The following is a 17,820-nucleotide window of genomic DNA, read 5'->3' as shown; positions in this document are numbered from 1 at the left end:
GCCTGAGGACAGTGCGAAAGCCAGCAGACCAAGACTGGTGTCGGTGGTGATTCCGGTGTTCACGCCTACACCGACCAAGACGATCGCGTCCATGCCGGTTGGCTGAGCGCGCTGGTTCGTGCCGCCGCCGACTACGACGCGGTCGGCGGGCCCATCGAAACCGAGACGCTCAACAGTCCGGCGGTGGCCGCCTGGCGGCCGACGCCCGCACCCGAGCAGCGCTTCACGACCCAGTATCTGCCGTTCGCGCACGGCAACAACATCGGCATGTGGCGCAACACTTTCGACAAACTCGGCGGCTACGACGAAACCATGCTCGGCGGGGGTGACGACGTCGACATCTCCTGGCGGGTCCAGCAGGCCGGGCTGACCCTCGGGCACGCGCCCGAGGCGATGGTCGCCTACCGGTTGCGCACGACGCTGCGGGCGACGTGGCGTCAGGCGGTCGGATATGGGCGCACCTCGACCGAGGTGTACGTCAAACACCGCGCCCTCGGCTGCCGGCGGCTGCCGCTCTCGATGACCTGGTTGTCGCTCATGATCGTGCTGCGCCACAATCCGGTTATTCCGTTGACGCGCACGCGGATTCCCACCGGCCTCTGGGTGCTGCACGCCGGTGTGCTGGCCGGGCGGATCCGGGCCAGCGTGCGGCACCGCACTTTCTACGTTTAGCGAAATCGCGAGCGACGAGTGGGGAGGCACTGGGGAGTGCTCGCTACGTAGCGCAACAATCGCCAGTTCCCTTACCGCGCTGACGATCCCGGCTGCGATATGGAATACGGGCGGTAGTGCGATAGCTGGGCCCCTTGCCGCGATTCCGGTCAGCGACTTATCGTTTCGGCACATTAAGAGCTCGAAATGTTTTCTCTGACATGACGTTTGATTACTGATCAGTATGCCGGCCGCTGCTGCTCAGGCTATTAGGAGCGCAATGATCAACAAACGAAAGCTGACGGTACTCGGGGCGGCCGTAGGGATTGCCCCTTTCCTGGCGATTCTGTTCCCGGCCGGTCTGGCGAACGCGCACGGTTACGTTTCCTCGCCGCCGAGCAGGCAGGCGCAATGCGCGGCAGGCACGGTGTCCTGCGGCCCGATCAAGTACGAGCCACAAAGCGTCGAGGGGCCAAAGGGCTTACGCACCTGCAATGGCAATCTTTCCCAATTCGCCGATCTCAACGACGACAGCAAGCCGTGGAAAGTGTCGACGGTCGGCCAGTCCGCCACCTTCACCTGGACGAACACCGCCCGGCACAGCACTTCCAACTGGGAGTACTACATCGGCAACACCCGAGTCGGCCTCGTACCCGGCAATAACCAGCAGCCCGGCCAAACAGTCACGCACACGGTGAATTTCGGCAATATCAGCGGCCGCCAGAAACTCCTGGCCATCTGGAACATCGCCGATACCGCCAACGCCTTCTACGCCTGCGTCGACCTGAACATCGGCGGCACACCCCCCACCACCACACCGACCACCACCCCACCCACCACAACAACAGCACCCCCGACAACCACAATCCCGCCCACCACCACCCCACCCGGCTCCCGCCCATGGACCGCGGGCACCAGCTACACGGCAGGCAACGAGGTCACCTACGACGGCCTCCGCTACCTCTGCCGCCAATCACACACCGCGGCCCCAGGCTGGGAACCCCCGAACACCCCCGCCCTATGGCAAAAAATCTGAGCCACCCTCATCCCGGACCTCGACCCACCATCGAGGCCCGGGATGTTTGCCCACGGCTATTCAGTTTCCTTCGGATGCCCAGGCAGGCACCGCTCGAGCAACACCCGCCCAGCAGTTTTGCTGCCCTTCGGCGCATATTCCACGAAGTACCAACGTCCTGCCGCTTGCTCACTCACCGCCCCTTGGGTCGCGCACCACCACCGGCTTGTCGAGGTAGCTGAGGTCGGTGGTGTCGACGCGGATCCTCGGATCGGCATGTGCCGCAGCGGTATCGCGCCACGCCGCCAATGTGGCGGTCAACCCGGCAAGCCGGCCGACGGCGAGCCCTCCTCGCGCATGATTGAGGAAGTCGGCAACGAACTCGGCCCGTTCCGACTCGGGCAGCAGTTCGATCCAGGGGAAGGTGATCGTCAGCCGCCCCACCAATCGTTCGAGGATTTCGTCATCGAGTGCGATCGCCAGCAACTGCGTCAGTGCGCCGAGCGTTTCCTCCGTCGCCGCCGACTCGGCCGCATCGGAAAGCCGCACGGGCGGCGCGGAGCGACGAACGAGGATCACATCCCCGTTCTCCTCCATCGACTCGATGACCCGGTTCGGATCGCGTAGGAACTCCGACCAGGTGGCTGTTGCGCTCATGCCTTCAGTATGTCAGAACTAGTTCAGATGTCGATAGCTGAGCCTTCAGCCCAGGTCAGGACCAGGAACTAGGGCCGGGTCAGGGCGGCGTAGCGGGTCAGGTGGTGGTCGCTGGTGCCGAATTCTTGGTCGATGGCGGTGAGGCGTTTGAAGTAGTGGCCGATGGCCAGTTCTTCGGTCATGCCCATGGCGCCGTGTAGTTGGACGGCGTTCTGGCCGATGAAGCGGGCGGCGCGGGTGATGGTGACCTTGGCGGCGGAGACGGCGCGGGCTCGGGTCGAGGCGTCGGCTTCCAGGGAGTAGATGGCGAGGTAGACGGCGGCGATGGCTTGTTCGAGTTCCATGTACATGTCGACCATGCGGTGTTGCAGGACTTGGAAACTGCCGATGGGCTGGCCGAATTGCTTGCGCTGCTTGACGTATTCGAGGGTGTCGGCGAGCACCTTGCGCATGCAGCCGACGGCCTCGGCGGCGACGGCGGCGATCGCCTCGTCGACGGTGGGTTCGATGGCGACCCAGGCGGTTCCTTCGACGCCGAGCAGTGCGTCGGCGGGCACGGTGAAGCCGGTGAAGACGATGTCGCTGGCAACGCGGTCATCGATGGTCCGATAGGAGTGCACCTCGACGCCGGCGGGCGGGTTGTCCGCGTCGAAGTCGGTGCAGAACAACGAGATACCGTGTTCGTCGCGGCGGCCGCCCGCGGTGCGCGCGGTGATCAACAGATGGGTCGCCAGTGGCGCGCTGGTCACGACGGTCTTGGCGCCGTCGAGGAGCCACGAATCACCTTCGCGCCGTGCGGTAGTCGACACATCGTGCAGCGTCTGACCCGAAGTCGGTTCCAGCGCGGCGAAAGCGGTGCGCACCTCGCCGGACACGATCTGCCGCAACAGCGCGTCGGCCCGCTCACCACCGGACCTGTTCAACAATCCGGCACCGACGACGACGGTGTCCACGAACGGCTCGACCACGAGTGCGCGCCCGAGTTCCTCGGCGATCACCATCAATTCGACCGGGCCACCGCCCATCCCGTCGACCCGCTCGGGCAGGGTCGCGCCGAGAATGCCCAGTTCGTCGGCGAATCCGCGCCACACCGCGGGCTGCCAGCCCGCACCGACCTTCGCCGCGGTGCGGCTCTTCGCCAATTCGTATCGGGCGCCGAGGAATCCGGCGATCGCGGTGCGGAGCAGTACCTGCTCGTCGGTAAGGGTGAAGTCCATCAGAGCCCCAATGCTGCTTTGGCGAGGATGTTTCGCTGAATCTCGTTGCTGCCCGCGTAGATCGAGCCCGCGCGGTCGTTGAAGTAGCGCAACGGCGCGACGGCTTGCCATGCCGCACCGCTGCGGTAGTCATCGGCAGGCGGGATGAATTCCGCTATCGGCCCACCCGGTTTCGTGGCATGCGGCTGGTACACGCGTCCGCGTGGACCGGCGGCCACCAATGCCAGTTCGGTCAGTTTCTGGCTCAGCTCGGTGGCCAGAATCTTCAGCATCGATGAAGCCGGTCCCGGGTTGTGCCCGCGCGACATCGCCGAAATCGTGCGGTACTCCAGGATTTCGAGCACCTCGGTGCGAATCCGTGCCTCGGCGAGCCGCGCCGCGAACCCCGGATCGTCGATCAGCGCATTACCATCCGGCCCAGGCTGTTGCGCCGCGTCGGCGGCGATCTCCTGCGCCATCGCCTGCAGGTACGGCGCCATCGCGCCGCCGCGCTCGTGCACGAGCAGGTACTTCGCGACGGTCCACCCGTCATCGATCTGCCCGAGCACGTTGCTCTTCGGCACTCGCACGTTGTCGAAGAAGACCTGGTTCTGCACCTGCTCACCCGAGGTCATCACCAACGGCCGAATCTCGATGCCCGGCGTGTTCATGTCGATCAGCAGGAACGTGATGCCCTGCTGCTTCTTCCCGGCCCGCGACGTGCGCACCAGGCAGAAGATCCAATTCGCCTCGGTCGCATGGGTTGTCCAGATCTTGCTGCCGGTGCACACCAGGTCGTCGCCGTCCTCGACGGCCGCCATCGTCAGCGACGCCAGATCGGATCCGGCCTCCGGCTCCGAATACCCTTGGCAGAAGAAGACTTCGCCGGTCAGAATCCGCGGCAGATAGAACGCCCGCTGCTCCGCCGTCCCATAAGCGATGATCGCGTGCGCCACCATCTTGATCCCCATCGGCGACAACGCGGGCGCCCCCGCCAGCGTCGACTCCCGATTGAAAATATAGTGCTGCGTCAAACTCCAGTCGCACCCGCCGAACTCCACCGGCCAAGCAGGCGCCGCCCACCCCCGCTCATGCAGAATCCGCTGCCACGCCATGCTCGCCTCGTGGTCCGGATACACACTCGTGGCCAGCCGCCCCGCCCGCCGCAACTCCGGCGTCAGCTTCGCCTCGAGAAACTCCCGCACCTCATCCCGAAACGCCAAATCCAACGCCGACCAGTCGTAATCCATCTGCCCTCCAGCGGGTGCGCACCATTGCTCGCCGTCGACCTGCGGGCCGAAACGCGCCAGGAACCTACGTATCGCTCACCACTGTAGCAAACTGACGGCGCCCGCCAGCACTTACTGCGACAATCGAAGTATCACCGTTTCTAAAACCATGCTGAACTGCATCTATTTACAGATATGGTCTCTTGAGAGACTATATATTCATGGCCGACATGACAGCTGCTGAAGCCGCCGAAGCGCTTGGCGTGACCCCCCGCCAAGTAGCGCGTTTGACAGCGGAAGGCCGAATCCAGGGCACGCGACGAATCGGCCGAACGCTGGTGCTCGACGCCGAGTCGGTGCGCCGGTTAGCCCAGCAGCGGCGGCGCCGCGGGCGGCCGTGGACTGAACGCATCGCTTGGGCGACGCTGATGATCCTGTCGGGCTCAGATGTAGCCTGGATCACCCCACCCGAGCGGGTACGCCTCACCCATCGCCTTCGAAAGGCGGAAGCCGACGACCTTGCCTACCTCACCAGTCAACGTGCAAAGGTCCAGCGATTCCGCTGTCACCCATCCGCACTCGATGAACTCTCCGCTCACGTCGTGGGATCAGGAGCGTCCGCCCTGACTGAGGCCGACCTGCGACGCCTGGGTTTGACCAGAGCCGCCGACCGCGTCGACGGCTACATTCCGTCCGATGCACTCGACCCCATCATCGACGGCTTCGGCTTGTCCGCAGATGTGACCGGAAACGTCATACTTCGAACGGTCGCCACCGAGGACGCCTTTGCCGACGGACAGACTCCACGCGCGGCTATCGCCCTGGACTTGGCCGAATCGCTGGATACGCGAAGCCGCGCGGCAGGGCTACGGGATCTGACAGCTCTTCTCGGAGATTTGAGCCATCGTGGGCGATAGGCACGATCGCCCACGATGGCAAATTCCCACTCCCACAGGCGGTTGCGGCCCCGGTGGCCTCAGGTCGCCGAACTAGTCACCGTTCTGCCCGGAGATCAATGGACGTTGATCGGCGGATTGATGGTTCAGCTGCACCCAATCCGAGCCGGCCTCCCAGCGATACGCGCGACCGTCGATGTCGACATGGTTTTGCATATAGAAGCGGGCGCTACAACTTTCGATCGAGCTCGGCGCGCGTTGGAGACACTGAGATACGAGTTGCAGATTCCGAGCCGTCGCCGAGCTCCGATCCACCGTTTTGTTCGTAAATCCGACCAGCTCGACGTCATGGTGGCCGACCACTTGGCGCCGAGTCACTGTCCAGCGGTAGCGGGGCGGCCGGTTTTTCAGGTGCCGGCGGGGACGTCGGCGCTCCGCAAAACGGCCAGTTGCGAGCTGGAGATCCGTCCCGGCGTCATTATCACGCTGAGCATTCCAGACGTTCTCGGCGCATTGGTACTCAAAGGTGCTGCCTACCTGGAAGATCCACGAGATCGGGACCGGCATCTCGATGACGCGGCAGTACTCGTCTGCGCGCTGACTACGCCGCGCGTCGAAGCGACTCGAATGGCGGGCAGCGACCGAAGCCGGATCCGGACACTGGCCCAGAAGCTCTCAGATCCCACCCACCGATCATGGCTACTGGTCCCCCGGGAGATCCGCCAGCACGGCTTCGATTCACTCCGTGTCCTCGCTCGCCAACCAGGGCAGGACGTCGAGATACCCCGCCTGGGCGGGAGTCGATAGGTTGGGCGACTAGCAGGGGTTGCGCTCGCCGATCTTTACTACGGAAAGCACCGCGTCTGCCTCGCCGATCGGCACTCCAGGCGCGGGAGTCTGCGCGACAACGATCCAATTCGCATCGAGCACCTGCATGCGGCCCTTGCCTGTCGCATCGGTCGACCTCGAATACCAGACTCCCCCTTCCTGGATCTTGTTCTGCGCGGCCTGCAGGTTCATGCACACCACGTTCGGCATCAATGCCTGCCTGGGCGGCGCCGGTTGAGAAGGCGCTGGAGGAGGCGAAGGCGTCGGAACCTCCTGCCGGGCGGTTGTTTTAGGGATAACGACGGCAGGTGATGTGATAGCGGCGGAACTCACCGGCGCGGCAACCGATGTGGTCGTGGAGGCAATGACCGCCTTACCGCTGACGGTGTTCGCCCCACAGCCGCTGGCGACGACCACAACCAATCCACAGATACCCGCGATCATCATTCCCCGCGTCGATGTCCGCCTGTTTCGCGCGACCCGGCACTCTTGCGGCGGCCCTTGCGGATTCGAATAGTGCGATCGGTCCGACGTCATGTCGTTCCCTGCTCCCGTAGTAAGTGAAGGGATCAACCGTACTTCCGCACACGCGCACACCGTGTCGGTCGATCGCCGGACACGAGCACGGCCCGATCGAAACCGAGGCCGCCGCTAGCACCCCTCGAAGGCCGCCTTGATATAGCCCGCGGATTGATAGACGTAGTCGTACGCCCAGCGGGCGACGGACAGTTGGGGTTTCGGGTCGGCGAAGAGAAGTTCACCGTCCCAGCACTTTTCGAGGATGTAGCGGGCTCGGGAGATGTGCGGGGTGAAGGTGACGACGATGACGCGGTGCCAGCCTGCGGCGCGGGCCATGCGGGCGAGTTCGCGACCTTCGCCCCTGGTGGTGCGGGGCGAGGGGTCGAAACACACCACCTCGAAGCTGTAGCCGCCGTGGCAGATTCGGTTGATCATGGCGCTGTGTTCGTAGGGGTTGGAGAAGAGGACGCGGGGAGCCAGACCGTCGTGAGCCATGTGCAGGGCCAATTGTTCGCGGCCGTCGTGGGCTCCGCCCAGTACGAGGATGGCGTCGGCGGGCACCGGAGTGTCGGTGCGCGGGCGGACGTAGACGGGCCAGAGCGACGACACGGCCACCGCGACGACAGCGACCAGAATCAGCCAGGTCCAGGCCCATCGGCGGCGTCGCATCCGATCGATGCTAGCGGGATCCGCGCAGGTCAGAGCATCCAGCCCGATATATGTCGCCACATGTACACCTACCGTTGCCGTGACCCTTGCCTCGGTGACGCGGGGTGGCCACCGGCAGCGCTTATCAATCGATCATGCGATGCACAGTCTTCGGAACCGGGTACCTCGGGGCCACGCACGCAGCGTGCATGGCCGAGCTCGGACATGACGTCATCGGGGTGGATGTCGACCCAGGCAAGGTCGCGAAGCTGTCCGATGGCGTGGTGCCGTTCTACGAACCGGGCCTGGAGGACGTGCTGCGGCGCAACCTCGACACCGGCAGGCTGCGATTCACCACGTCCTATGCCGAGGCGGCGGCCCACGCTGACGTGCATTTCCTCGGCGTCGGCACGCCGCAGAAGAAGGGCGAGTACGCCGCGGACCTGAAATACGTGCACGCCGTGGTCGATACGCTGGCACCGATGCTGGAGCGGCCTTCGGTGATCATCGGCAAGTCGACGGTGCCGGTCGGCACGGCCTCGGCGCTCGGCGTCCGGGCCCGCGCGCTCACCTCGACCGACGTCGAAGTGGCCTGGAATCCGGAATTCCTGCGCGAGGGCTTCGCGGTGAAGGACACGCTGCGCCCGGATCGTCTTGTGCTCGGGGTGGATCGGGAACGCGCAGGCGCGGACTGGGTGCAGGACAAGGTGCGCGAGATCTACGCGGACCTGATCGCCGCCGAGGTGCCGTTCCTGCTGACCGATTTGGCCACCGCCGAATTGGTCAAAGTTTCGGCGAATGCCTTTCTGGCAACGAAGATTTCGTTTATCAACGCGGTATCGGAGGTCTGCGAGGCGACCGGCGCGGACGTGACGATGCTTGCCGACGCGCTCGGCTACGACGCCCGCATCGGCCGTCGATTCCTCAATGCCGGACTGGGTTTCGGCGGCGGCTGTCTGCCGAAAGATATTCGCGCCTTCATGGCGCGCTCCGGCGAACTCGGCGCCGATCACGCGGTGGCATTCCTGCGCGAGGTCGACAACATCAACATGCGCCGCCGCACCAAGGTGGTGGACATGGCGGCGCGCGCCTGCGGCGGTTCGCTGCTCGGCGCGAATGTCGCGGTGCTCGGCGCGGCGTTCAAACCGGAATCCGACGATGTTCGCGATTCGCCCGCGCTGAATGTGGCCGGAATGATCCAACTGCACGGCGCGGTGGTCACCGTGTATGACCCTAAGGCGCTGGAGAATTCACGCCGGGTATTCCCGACGCTGAACTACGCGACCTCGGTGGCGGAGGCCTGTGAGCGAGCCGACGTTGTGTTGGTGCTCACCGAATGGGACGAGTTCACGGCGCTGCGACCGGAGGATCTGAATCGGGTAGTTCGGACAAAGTCGATCATCGACGGGCGGAATTGTCTCAATCGTGCCAACTGGCGAGCGGCCGGATGGGTGTACGCGGGACTCGGCACACCGTAGAGTTGCGTCGCGACGGCGGGTCTATGGCCGGACGAATAGTCCTGCCGTATGCACAGACGCTCGTCGACGGTATGGTCCGGGGAGCGGGCCTTCGCGCTGGCTCGCATGTCGTGAAGTGTGAACGAGATGGGCAGCTGATGAGTTCGGTATTGGGAGTTTCGGTGGGGGCCGGCGCTGTCCGTATGGCGCGTCCGCACACCGCGAACCCCCACGGGCACGTCGAGGCGCACTCTTTCGATCTGCAAACCATTCCGGTCGGCGAGCAGACGGTGGAGGAATTAGCCGCCGAGGCGATCGGCGTCACGCTGGAGACCACACCGGACATCACCGCTACCGCCATCGCGTACCGCAGCGAGCAGCACGCGCGCGCGGTTCGCGCGGCCATGGCGCGCCAGCAGCTCACCAATTACGAACTCGTCCCCGAGGTCGTCGCCTCGCTCGAATTCGCCCAATCCACCGGCGACATCCGGGGCATTTCCTCGCTGGTCGTCTACGACCTCGGCAGCTCAGGGCTCACCGTGAGCGTGGTCGACACCCAGTCGCGCGAGGTGCGCTACAGCGAGCGCACCAGCGATATCAGCGGCGACTATCTCGACTCGCTGATCCGCGAACAGCAGATCGCCTCCGGCCGGATCGCGCATCCGCCGGACGCCGCCGGTCTGGCCACGCTGGACGGGCTCTGTCGCGAGGCCAAGGAACAACTGTCCACGAACACCGCGGTCGCCCTGCCCAGCGAGCAGGGGCTGGTGTTACTGGCGCAGGAGAATTTCGAGTCGCTGATCATGCTGGCGATCGAATCGTCGGCGCGGATGGCGCGCGACGTGATCACCCGCTCCGATCGTCCGGTGCACGGCGTGCTCGCCATCGGCGGTTGCGCCCGGATTCCGCTGGTGGCCAGGGTGCTCGAACGCTGGATGGGCGTTCCGGTGATCGTGCCGGAGAGCCCGGAGACGGTGGTCGCCCGCGGTGCCGCACTGCTGGCAAGGCCGGTGCTGCCGGAGCCCGCGGTGGTCGTCCCCGCCGCGGCCCTGGATCCTGAGTTGTCCCCGGCGTGGTTATCGGCCCCGCCCAAGCGCCGCAAGCGCGAGATCAGCGGCGCGGTGCTCACCGTCAGCGCGCTCGCGGTGGTCGCCGCGATCGGCCTCGGCCTCGGCTACGGACCGCAAGTGCTGCAACGTGATTCACACAGCGAGGGCTCGCCCTCCGCGCCGACCACCACCTCGCCGCGTACCACCAACCTCGCTCCGCAGATCGCGGTCGCGCCCGCCACTCCGACCGAGTCGGCCGCGGAATCGGTCGCCGCACCCCCGCCGCGCCGCCAAACCACCACCGAAGCCCCACCCCCCGCCCCCGGCCCGAACACCATCGTCGTGCCCGGCCTGCCACCCATCGTGGTGCCAACCATCCCCCCGGAAGTCTTCCCCTTCCCCCCACCGCGCTGATCGCTCGCGTCGGCAAGGTGCGCATTCACGCACGCCTTCTGACGTCCCGCACCTGAAATCGCATGCGATTCTCGGTGCTGGAAATCAGTAAGCGTGCGGCGAGGGGTAACCGGAATCAGTTGCGCGCGTGGCGGGGTCGGCGTGGGGGGTCGGTGTGGTCGCGCCTGCCGAAGGGCTTGGCGAGCACGACCGCGATGGCCGTGGTCAGGGGGACCGACAGCGCGAGCGCGATGCCGCCGACGGATGAACGAGCGATCTCGATAGCCACGGCATCGCCGGTCAGCACGTCGCGGATCGATCGGCCCGCGACGCTGAACAACATCAGCAAGGGCAGCGCGCCGCCTGCGTAGGCGAGCACCAGGGTGTATACGGTACTGGCGATATGGTCGCGCCCAACCCGCATGGCCGCCGTGAAAACCTCACGGCGGGTGGCCGACTCGTCGATCGCCGCCAGCTCGAACGCGGCCGACGCCTGCGTGATGGTGACGTCGTTGAGCACGCCGAGCGAGCCGATGATGAATCCGGCGAGCAGCAGGCCGGTGATGCTGACGTGCTCGATATAGGTGGCGACGTTGGTGTTCTGTTCCTCGGAGAGCCCGGTGAGATGCGTCATTTTGATGGCAACCCAGGACAGCCCCGCCGCGACGAGCATCGAGGTCAGCGTGCCGAGCAGCGCCGAGCTGGTGCGCAGGTTCACCCCGTGCGCGAGATACAGCACGGCATACAGGATCAGCGCGCCGGCGACCAAGGCGACCGGGATCGCGGGTTTGCCGTCCAACAGCGCGGGCAGCAGGAACATCACCAGCACCGCGAACGCGAAAATCAGCCCGATCAGCGCGCGCAGTCCGCGCCAGCGCGCCACCACCACGACCACCACCACGAACACCGCGACGATCAGCAGCAACGGCATGCCGCGCGAGTAATCCTCGAACGAATACATCGGGGTGCCGCTCGGATCGGCCTGGCGCACCACCCGGATCTTGTCGCCGGCGTGCAGGTCGGGTTGTCCTGGGCCAGGCGGAAGTTCGAACAGCGTCTTGTTGCCCTTGTGCGGCCCGGACTCGATGTCGACCAGGCTGCGCTGACAGGTGTAGGGGCTGTTGCGCGGCACGTCCGGCTTCTCCACGAACACCTTGCCGTTCGACGCGCTGCCACACGGACCGACGTCCTGCATGACCACCGTGCCCGCCTCGGTCTGCACCGCGCCGCCGCCCGCGTTCTGCATCGGCAGCGGAATGTCGATGTGCTGATTGCTCGGCCATAGCAGGACGGCGCCGAGTAGCACGACGGCGCCGATGACGGTGAGCAACCCGACGACGACGCGGGCGGCGTTGGCACCGATCGCGATCGGACCGGAGTGGTCGTGGTGATGGTGATGCTCGGTCATGACTGCGCGGGGCTCCTACCCTGTAAGCAACGGCTGTTCAGCCCGAGTCGGCTGCCCGCAGCCGAGCTTAAAGGATTTCATTTTCAAAAGCGGCGCGGCGACCGGGAAAGATCGGGCCGAAGTCGGCACGGTGGCCGGGAAGGGGTTCGGAGGGGGCGGCGGAGAGCAGGGGGATGTCTCCGCCGCCCACAGGCCGGCGGCCCAGGGGGGTAGGCGGCCGAACCCGAGACCGGGTTAACCCAGGGGGGTAGGCAACCCGGTCGGGCACTCGAAAGTGCCGAGTCCTACTGTACACAAAAGTACTTCTAATGCGCTAGCTAGTCTCCAAACTTCGCATATATCCGTACATTCGGTCGGTTTATGAGCTAGAAGCGGGGCGACTCGGCGGACCGGATCCGGCCGCGCAACCTACTGGCGATAGCTCGACAGAAAGTTGCCGAACCGCTCGATGGCCACCGCGAGGTCCCTGGCCCACGGCAGCGTGACGATCCGCAGGTGATCATGCTCGGGCCAGTTGAAGCCGGTGCCCTGCACCATCAGGATCTTCTCCTGCAGCAGCAGATCCAGGATCAGCTTCGAATCGTCATGAATCTCATGGACATTCGGGTCCAGCCTGGGGAACGCGTAGAGCGCGCCCTTGGGCTTTACGCAGGACACACCGGGAATCATGTTGAGCCGCTCCCATGCGACGTCACGCTGCTCGAGCAGTCGCCCGCCGGGCAGGATCAGATCCTCGATGCTCTGATGACCGCCGAGCGCGACCTGAATCGCATGCTGCGCAGGCACATTCGGGCACAGCCTGGACGAGGCGAGCAGATCGATGCCCTCGAGCAGGCCGGACGCGTGCTCCTTCGGGCCGGTGATGGCGAGCCACCCCGCGCGGTAGCCAGCCACCCGATACGCCTTGGACAGGCCATTGAAGGTGAGGCACAGCAGATCTGGCGCAACCGAGGCCAGCGAAATGTGCTTGGCATCGTCGTAGAGGATCTTGTCGTAGATCTCGTCGGCGAGCAGCAGCAGCTGATGCTTGCGCGCTATATCGGCAAGTTGCTGAAGAATTTCCGCAGAATATACGGCGCCGGTCGGATTATTCGGATTGATCACCAAAAGAGCCTTCGTTTTATCGGTGATCTTCGATTCGATATCGGCGATGTCGGGCTGCCAGCCGCTGGACTCGTCACACAGATAGTGCACCGGCGTGCCGCCGGCCAGACTGGTCATCGCGGTCCACAGCGGATAGTCCGGCGCTGGGATCAGCACCTCGTCGCCGTTGTCGAGCAGCGCCTGCATGGTGATGGTGATCAGCTCGGAGACGCCGTTGCCGAGATAGACGCTGTCCACGTCCAGCTCCGGGAAGCCAGGCACCAGCTCGTAGCGGGTGACAATCGCGCGCCGGGCGGACAGGATGCCCTTGGATTCGGAGTAGCCCTGGGCGTATGGCAGCGCCGCGATGATGTCGCGCATGATCACATCGGGGGCCTCGAACCCGAACGGGGCCGGGTTGCCGATATTGAGCTTGAGGATCCGATGACCCTCGGCCTCCAGCCGTGCCGCCTGCGCGTGTACGGGTCCACGAATCTCGTAGACGACGTTCTGCAGCTTCGTGGACTGCTCCAGAACACGCGGCGGGCGATGCGGTAGATGACTTGGGCTCACCCGTCCTATGGTGCCATCTGTGGCAACCGGATAAAGTCCCGCTCGGTACCAATTGCCCGCATTTCACTGGCACGGCGCGAGCGTGTCCGTCGTCTTATCAGCCGATGTGATGAGGACCTCAGGAAGCGGGGTTGCCAGGCGGTATCCCTTTCGCTGCCGTCGCGCCGCAGAATTCCTCGATGCGCTCGTCCAGGAAGCGCGCCTCGACCGCGTCCCGGAAGTCCGGACCCGCGATCCGCCTGCGCACCCCGGTCAGCCGCTCCTCCAACTGCGCGATGCGCTTGTCCTCGGCGAGCCCGAGCACCGGCCGCAGCGCCTCGGCGGCGCCGTCGAGGCTGCCGTTGATCAGGTGCGCGGCGGCGCAGTCGACCCGGGCCAGCGACTCGGCGCCGTAGGAACGCTGCTCCGACGGCCCGCTCGCGTACAACTCGATGGCCCGCTGGGTGGCGGCCAGCGCGGGCTCGGCCTGGCCGAGATGGATGTAGGTCGCGCCCGCGTAGTACTGAGCCTTCGCGTCGTTGAACCCGAACACGCCGCCCACGTCGTCGTGCAGCGTGTCGGTCTCGGGCACCTCACGCGCGTCGTCGGCGGCCCGGATGCAGCGGTCGGTGTCGGACGGGCTGCCGAGCCGCGACCAGATCCGCGCCTCGATATTGAACAGCCGCACCTTCGCCGTCGCCGACTCCGCGTACTGATGACCGCTCTGCGCGAGCAACACGCCGCGCCGCGGGCGCTCCGCTTTGTATTCGATGAGCGCGTGCATGCCGCGGGTCCAGGCGCGTAACCCGTTGTGCCCGCACAGTTCGGCATAGGCCCACGCCGCTCTGGCCTGTTCACCCGCCGCGTCGAAATAGCCGAGATCGGTACTCGCGTTGGCCAGCAGACCCGACAGGGTGCCGGCCAGCAGGTAGAGGTGGCTGGTGTCGACGGGTCGCTGATGGCCCTCTAGCAGTCGATACACCCGGCGCCGCACCCGCAACATATCGACCATCATCGGCACCGGAGGAACATGCACATAGTCGTTGGCGATGCGTGTGACATCGGCATCGAGCTGTTCCAGGGTGGTCGCACCCACATTCGTGCTCTCCGCCTGGCCGGCGTGCTCGCTGGCCTCATGGGCAGCCGCCATGATCAGATCCCTCTCCGAAATCGCTGCTAACGCATCGCCTCTCATCGCACCGGCGTCTATGAGAGCCAAAAGGTCCGCGTCGCTCGAATATTGGACGCGCGCCGAGTCATCGGCGGGCGCATCGATTCCAGGCGGGGTGGGTCGGTCGGCCATCGATTGATCGATCATTGCCGCAAACCGTGCCCGCACAACGTCGTCCGACCTGGCCAGGGAGGTATCGAGAGCGGCTTGATTGATCGGACGTGGATGGACCCGGACGCCGCCGGCCTCCCACTTCGACACCAGGCGTTCGTGTACCCCGAGGTGGGCCGCGAACTGCCGGATGCTCATGCGCTTGGCATCGCGAAGGGCACGGGCCTCTTTACCTGACCATTGCCGGACCACGATGTCATCCCTTCCGAACGAACTCTTTCCCAGGGTACGAGGGGTTTGTGAGCACGGCCACATACGAAACAGAGCTGGTATCAGAAGAATCCGAAACGTCGGCTGGTGACAGAGGCAGCGGAAGGGCAGCAGAAGGCGGGCGTGCGGGCAATACCGCATCTGGGGTGGGACCGGGACCCTTGAGGGCGGGAGGCAAGGAGTTCGCCGTGAATGTGGAGAAACTCAGGACTGTTGACGATTGGGTGGCGTTTTATCGGCACGAGTTCGGACTACCGGTGACCGAGCGTGGCGGCTTCGTCATGCTGCCGATCACCGGCCGCGTTTGCGTTGTCCACTTGCCTACCGCTCGTGCCGAAAAGGTGCGTGCCGCACTGGATCAGCAGGGGACCAGGGGGCCCATGCTGGCCAGGCAGATCCGGTGGAGCTTTCTCGCCGAACCGGACAGCAGGCCGGGAACGCAGGTATTGGAGGTGCTCAATCGTCTCGATATCGGCATACCTGCCATCGGCAGTGCCGTGATGTTGCCGACTGGCCTCGGACGGTGGACCCGGGAAGGGTGCTTCTGGGTATCCCCGCCGAGACGCGGCGACACGCTGCCACCGCTATCCGTCATCATCACGACGGCGCTGGCGGTGGGAGCGGGCGGCGGGGACTGATCACGCGCCGCGATCGGTTCCCGTTGCCGCCCGGCGCCGGACCGGGCCGAGTCCGCCCCTTTTTTGGCAGTCGACGGGGCGGACTCGGACCGGGCTTTCGGTGGCACGAGACATGACCACGCAATCACGGCGCCTACAGGCCGAACGCCGCGCAGGCACCGAGGCGAAGCTGATCGACGCGACGATTCAGTGCATCGTCGAGATCGGTTACCACCGCATGTCGGTGCGGGAGATCTGTCAGCGCGCCGGGGTGTCGCACGGTGGACTGTTCGGTCGATTCGACACGTTGTTCGACCTGATCGCGGCGGCCGCCGTGGAGGCAGGGCGACGGTTGGCTACCCAGTTCGTGGCCCAGGTCACCGAACTGGCGGACGGTGCCGACCTCGGCGCGATACTCGAGGTCTTGCGCGACAGTGCGCGGCGGCCGACGAACGCGGTGTGGATCGAACTGAACGTCGCGGCGCGCACCGATCCCGCGCTGGCCGCGCACATGGCCGTCGCTCGCGCCGAATACCGTGCCACCATCGTGGAACACACGGTCACCCTGCCGGTGGCGGCCGGGGTTCCGGCCGAAGCCTTGCGCACGGTGGGCACAATTGCGCTGCAGTACTTCGACGCCAGCGCCATCACCGATGCCGCGTTCCCGACGCCCGACCAGGACAGCGCCCAGTTGGCGGCGTTCGCCACCATGGTGCGGGCCTACCTCGACTCGGTCCGGACCGACTGAGCGGCCTTTACTGTGGGGGAATGGTCAGTGATCGGCTGAGCGACCTGCGTGGGACCTATCAGGTGCGCGCGCACCAGATCGTGCCCGCGCCGGCCGCCGCCTTCGCAGGCCTCGACGTGGTGCGCTGCTTCGGATTCGACGTGATGGAGCCGAATCCGGTGCGGCGCAGGAAGATTCCGGGCGGCACGGTCAAGATCGTGTTCGCGCTGGAGGGGACCTTCGAGGGACGCGGTCTCGACCCCACCGCGCTGGTGATCGGCTTGCACGATCGGGCGGGGTCCGCCGGGCATGCCGGGCGGATGCGCAGTGTTCAGGTGCAGCTCGATCCGTTGACCGCGCGCCGCTTGCTCGGCATACCGATGGACGAATTGCGCAATGGCGCGGTAGAACTCGCCGAATTCCATGGCCGGTCGGTATCACGATTGGCCCAACGCCTCGCCGAAACACCCACCTGGTCCGAACGATTCGACCTGGTGGCCGACTACTTCCGCGCGCTGTCCATCGAACCGGACGAAGACCGCGCGATCACACATGCGGTCCGGGAATTGCGCCGATCGAAAGGAATCCGGCCCGTCGCCACCCTTGCCGCAGAAAGCGGTTGGAGCCCAAGGCATTTCCGACGCCGATTCGCTCAACAGGTCGGACTACCACCCAAGGACTACGGTTCGCTGCTCCGCTTCTCGGCCGCCCTGACCGCGTTGACGAGCCACCCCCGGTACGACATGAGCCGTCTCGCCAGCGATTTCGGCTACTACGACCAATCCCATCTCATCCGGGATTTTCAGCGTTTCGCGGGTTCGTCCCCAGCTCGCCTGCTCGGCTGAGCGTGTCCTATTCGTCCAATACCGCGGCGGGCGGCGGTACGTAGCGTTCCACGGACCTCGACCGCGAAGGAACGTCCATGATGTCCGCTGCACCGGTTGCCGTGCGGGTGGCCGCCCTCGGCATTGTCATTCACGCGATCAACCATGTTCTCGTCCTGGTGTTCTCGCCGTTCAGCTGGAACGTCGGCACCGTTTTCCATCTCATCCACGCACCGCTCTACGCCGCTCTGGTGTGGCCGGTGTTGCTCGGCAAGAACTGGGCGCGGATCCTCATCACCTTTTTGCTCGGTGGTCAGTTCCTCGGGCGGTTCGTCGTGTGGGTGCTGTTTCCCGGTGCGGGCGCGCAGCTGGCGCTGATCGGCGGTTGGGCGCTGTCGGTGGTGGTGCTGACGCTGCTGTGGGTGCCTGGATCGGCTCGTCGGTACTTTCGGCGGACACATACACACACGGTGCCGGAGTCCGCATCGGTCGCGGAAGTGACCGACTGACAGTCACTTT

The 17,820-nt window shown here is 65.5% G+C and carries 18 protein-coding genes; 9 read left to right on the top strand and 9 right to left on the bottom strand.

Annotation, left to right across the window (positions count from 1 at the left end):
- Nucleotides 1-183: 183 nt before the first annotated feature.
- Nucleotides 184-672 carry a glycosyltransferase gene (locus ACIA8C_RS12010; RefSeq protein WP_397133635.1) on the top strand — a complete coding sequence of 163 codons (489 nt, stop codon included), beginning with the start codon at nt 184-186 and terminating at the stop codon, nt 670-672.
- A gap of 259 nt (nt 673-931) precedes the next feature.
- Entirely contained in the window at nt 932-1,687 is a 756-nt protein-coding gene (locus ACIA8C_RS12005) for a lytic polysaccharide monooxygenase (RefSeq protein WP_397133633.1), read from the top strand.
- 168 nt (nt 1,688-1,855) lie between these two features.
- On the opposite strand, the gene ACIA8C_RS12000 is transcribed toward ACIA8C_RS12005, so the two are convergent.
- The 3 genes from ACIA8C_RS12000 to ACIA8C_RS11990 form a co-directional block, all read right to left on the bottom strand.
- The gene (locus ACIA8C_RS12000) at nt 1,856-2,323 is read right to left on the bottom strand and encodes a hypothetical protein (RefSeq protein WP_397133631.1); all 468 of its coding nucleotides are present in this window, start codon (nt 2,321-2,323) and stop codon (nt 1,856-1,858) included.
- 68 nt (nt 2,324-2,391) lie between these two features.
- Nucleotides 2,392-3,540 (bottom strand): acyl-CoA dehydrogenase family protein, encoded by a 1,149-nt coding sequence (locus ACIA8C_RS11995; protein WP_397133629.1) that lies wholly within the window; start codon nt 3,538-3,540, stop codon nt 2,392-2,394.
- A complete protein-coding gene (locus tag ACIA8C_RS11990) occupies nt 3,540-4,769 on the bottom strand; it encodes an acyl-CoA dehydrogenase family protein (RefSeq protein WP_397133627.1) in 1,230 nt (409 codons plus the stop codon). The genes ACIA8C_RS11995 and ACIA8C_RS11990 overlap by 1 nt, the downstream gene beginning before the upstream one ends.
- A 200-nt stretch (nt 4,770-4,969) precedes the next feature.
- Here ACIA8C_RS11990 and ACIA8C_RS11985 point away from each other — a divergent pair, with 200 nt between their 5' ends.
- Nucleotides 4,970-5,665 carry a helix-turn-helix domain-containing protein gene (locus ACIA8C_RS11985; RefSeq protein WP_397133625.1) on the top strand — a complete coding sequence of 232 codons (696 nt, stop codon included), beginning with the start codon at nt 4,970-4,972 and terminating at the stop codon, nt 5,663-5,665.
- A 72-nt stretch (nt 5,666-5,737) separates the two neighbouring features.
- Here ACIA8C_RS11985 and ACIA8C_RS11980 read toward each other — a convergent pair whose 3' ends face one another.
- The 3 genes from ACIA8C_RS11980 to ACIA8C_RS11970 all read right to left on the bottom strand — a co-directional run bounded on the left by ACIA8C_RS11980 (nt 5,738) and on the right by ACIA8C_RS11970 (nt 7,660).
- The gene (locus ACIA8C_RS11980) at nt 5,738-6,211 is read right to left on the bottom strand and encodes a hypothetical protein (protein ID WP_397133623.1); all 474 of its coding nucleotides are present in this window, start codon (nt 6,209-6,211) and stop codon (nt 5,738-5,740) included.
- A 249-nt stretch (nt 6,212-6,460) separates the two neighbouring features.
- Complete coding sequence (locus ACIA8C_RS11975; protein ID WP_397133621.1) at nt 6,461-6,919, bottom strand: hypothetical protein; 459 nt, start codon at nt 6,917-6,919, stop codon at nt 6,461-6,463.
- A 204-nt stretch (nt 6,920-7,123) separates the two neighbouring features.
- Nucleotides 7,124-7,660 (bottom strand): YdcF family protein, encoded by a 537-nt coding sequence (locus ACIA8C_RS11970; RefSeq protein WP_397133619.1) that lies wholly within the window; start codon nt 7,658-7,660, stop codon nt 7,124-7,126.
- 134 nt (nt 7,661-7,794) lie between these two features.
- On the opposite strand from ACIA8C_RS11970, the gene ACIA8C_RS11965 reads away from it, so the two are divergent.
- Nucleotides 7,795-9,117 (top strand): UDP-glucose dehydrogenase family protein, encoded by a 1,323-nt coding sequence (locus tag ACIA8C_RS11965; RefSeq protein WP_397133617.1) that lies wholly within the window; start codon nt 7,795-7,797, stop codon nt 9,115-9,117.
- 137 nt (nt 9,118-9,254) lie between these two features.
- A complete protein-coding gene (locus tag ACIA8C_RS11960) occupies nt 9,255-10,559 on the top strand; it encodes an Hsp70 family protein (RefSeq protein ID WP_397133615.1) in 1,305 nt (434 codons plus the stop codon).
- Between the two features lie 115 nt (nt 10,560-10,674).
- Here ACIA8C_RS11960 and ACIA8C_RS11955 read toward each other — a convergent pair whose 3' ends face one another.
- The 3 genes from ACIA8C_RS11955 to ACIA8C_RS11945 form a co-directional block, all read right to left on the bottom strand.
- Nucleotides 10,675-11,946, bottom strand: a complete 1,272-nt coding sequence (locus tag ACIA8C_RS11955; protein ID WP_397133613.1) for a YibE/F family protein — start codon at nt 11,944-11,946, stop codon at nt 10,675-10,677.
- A gap of 408 nt (nt 11,947-12,354) precedes the next feature.
- On the bottom strand, nt 12,355-13,611 hold the full coding sequence (locus tag ACIA8C_RS11950; RefSeq protein WP_396971517.1) for a pyridoxal phosphate-dependent aminotransferase: 1,257 nt from the start codon (nt 13,609-13,611) through the stop codon (nt 12,355-12,357).
- A 109-nt stretch (nt 13,612-13,720) separates the two neighbouring features.
- Nucleotides 13,721-14,731 (bottom strand): XRE family transcriptional regulator, encoded by a 1,011-nt coding sequence (locus ACIA8C_RS11945; protein ID WP_397133611.1) that lies wholly within the window; start codon nt 14,729-14,731, stop codon nt 13,721-13,723.
- A gap of 590 nt (nt 14,732-15,321) precedes the next feature.
- On the opposite strand from ACIA8C_RS11945, the gene ACIA8C_RS11940 reads away from it, so the two are divergent.
- From ACIA8C_RS11940 to ACIA8C_RS11925, 4 genes are all read left to right on the top strand, one after another.
- Complete coding sequence (locus ACIA8C_RS11940) at nt 15,322-15,771, top strand: hypothetical protein (RefSeq protein WP_357384834.1); 450 nt, start codon at nt 15,322-15,324, stop codon at nt 15,769-15,771.
- 112 nt (nt 15,772-15,883) lie between these two features.
- Nucleotides 15,884-16,498: a TetR/AcrR family transcriptional regulator gene (locus ACIA8C_RS11935; protein WP_397133609.1), complete on the top strand. Its 615-nt coding sequence runs from the start codon at nt 15,884-15,886 to the stop codon at nt 16,496-16,498.
- Between the two features lie 20 nt (nt 16,499-16,518).
- Nucleotides 16,519-17,322, top strand: a complete 804-nt coding sequence (locus ACIA8C_RS11930) for a helix-turn-helix domain-containing protein (protein WP_397133607.1) — start codon at nt 16,519-16,521, stop codon at nt 17,320-17,322.
- A 77-nt stretch (nt 17,323-17,399) separates the two neighbouring features.
- On the top strand, nt 17,400-17,810 hold the full coding sequence (locus tag ACIA8C_RS11925) for a hypothetical protein (protein ID WP_397133605.1): 411 nt from the start codon (nt 17,400-17,402) through the stop codon (nt 17,808-17,810).
- Nucleotides 17,811-17,820: the final 10 nt, after the last annotated feature.

This window comes from Nocardia sp. NPDC051321, from assembly GCF_044455225.1.
In the GTDB taxonomy this organism is placed as follows: Bacteria; Actinomycetota; Actinomycetes; order Mycobacteriales; family Mycobacteriaceae; genus Nocardia.
The sequence above is the reverse complement of the archived record's forward strand: the minus strand, read 5'-3'. Positions and strand labels throughout refer to the sequence as shown.